Genomic DNA, 1,481 nt, shown 5'->3' with positions numbered 1-1,481 from the left:
GTGGCTACTACCACGAGTACACCGTCGACACCCCCGGTGCCGGCAATCGCGGTGCGCGTCGCATCGTCACCGGCGGCACCCCGCCTACCGGCTGGTTCTACACCGACGACCACTACGAGACATTCCGCAGTTTTGATGTACCACCGGCCGGGAGCTGGCAATGAACCATGACGCATTCGAGTTGGGCCTGCACGACATCAACAACGCCGGCGTGTACGCCATCGGCAACGGCGACCTGGGCCCGCTGTCGGCGGCGATGCGCGACGCCGGCCTACGTGTGGTCCAGATCGACCTGGACGGCTGCCAGGACAAGCGCACGCTGCTGATGCGGCTGGCCGCGCGCCTGGATTTCCCGACCGGCTTCGGCGGCAACTGGGATGCGCTGACCGACAACCTGCGCGACCTGGCCTGGCTGCCGGCCAACGGCTACGCGCTGTTCTTCAATGATGCCGACGCCCTGCGCGCGCAGGCCGGCGCCGACTTCGACACGCTGCTGGAGGTGCTGGACGAAGCCAGCCGCTTCTGGAGCGAAAGCAACGTACCGTTCTGGGCCTTCGTGGCACTGCAGGATGCAGACGTGGAGCTGGACGAGGACGCCGCGACGCCGTAACCCCGCATCCGGGTAGAGCCACGCCATGCGTGGCTGTGACGCGCCGTCACGCCGGACCCGGGGGCAGCCACCCATGGGGTGGCTCTACCCGCCGATGAAAGGGGCAGCCACCCATGGGGTGGCTCTACCCGCCGATGAAAGGGGTAGCCACCCATGGGGTGGCTCTACCCGCCGATGAGGCGCAGCCTCATCGGCTGCCGTTGTCGTCCTGCAGCTCTTTCTTGAACGGAATATCCGGCGGCGGGCGCGCCACGGCCGGCTGGTCCTGCATGTTCGGATCGCTCAGGCCACAGCCGCCGCCGAACTGCAGAATCGACACCACGCACGAGATCGACGAACTGGTGCCCGGGATCGGGATCTCCACCGACTTGATGCCCTTGCGCACCCACTCGGCCAGCAACGATTCGTTGGGCGCCCAGTATTTCTCGAACGAGGTCGGCGTGTAGTCGTACGGCGGCCGCTTGAGCCACGTGCCGGACTGGGCGATGCGCTCCTTGGTCCAGCCGTCCTTGTCGCCCCCGGGCGCGCCCCGCTCGGCCGCGCCCTTTCCGTCCTGGCCGGCCACGCGCACGCCGCCGTCGGCATTGAACAGGCTGCCGCCACTGACACCGGTCGCGCTCACCGCGCGGCCGTTGAGGTCACGGTCCTGCGGGTGATTGGCCGCCGCCCAGTCATCGCCGCGCCGTGACGCGGACCAGTCGCCCGGATCCGCAGCCGGCTTGGCCGGCGACGGGCTTGGCGTGGCCGGCGCCGCGCTTGTGGGGGTGTTGGCGCTGGGCGCGGTGCTGGAACGCGGCGCGGTCGCCGTGGATGCGCTGGCCGGGGCGGTCGTGGGGGTCGGCGGTGCCGGGCGCGGGGTGGCATTGGGCAC

At 69.8% G+C, this 1,481-nt stretch carries 2 protein-coding genes and 1 pseudogene; 2 read left to right on the top strand and 1 reads right to left on the bottom strand.

Features of this window, described 5'->3' with window-relative positions:
* On the top strand, positions 1-164 hold a 164-nt coding region (locus tag DBR34_RS23980; protein ID WP_308812567.1), incomplete at its 5' end, for a ribonuclease domain-containing protein.
* Complete coding sequence (locus tag DBR34_RS18595; protein WP_128097877.1) at positions 161-610, top strand: barstar family protein; 450 nt, start codon at positions 161-163, stop codon at positions 608-610. The genes DBR34_RS23980 and DBR34_RS18595, both read left to right, overlap by 4 nt.
* A gap of 187 nt (positions 611-797) precedes the next feature.
* Here the strand turns inward: DBR34_RS18595 and DBR34_RS21540 are convergent.
* A pseudogene (locus tag DBR34_RS21540) lies at positions 798-1,481 on the bottom strand (hypothetical protein); the annotation flags it as partial.

It is taken from the genome of Stenotrophomonas sp. HMWF003 (assembly GCF_003061285.1).
In the GTDB taxonomy this organism is placed as follows: domain Bacteria; phylum Pseudomonadota; class Gammaproteobacteria; order Xanthomonadales; family Xanthomonadaceae; genus Stenotrophomonas; species Stenotrophomonas maltophilia_AP.
Note: the sequence above shows the minus strand (reverse complement) of the source record. Positions and strands in the feature narration are given on the sequence as shown.

Excerpts from the sequence above, each read along its gene's own strand:
- DBR34_RS18595 (WP_128097877.1), top strand. The coding sequence starts at position 161 with ATGAACCATGACGCATTCGAGTTGGGCCTGCACGACATCAACAACGCC.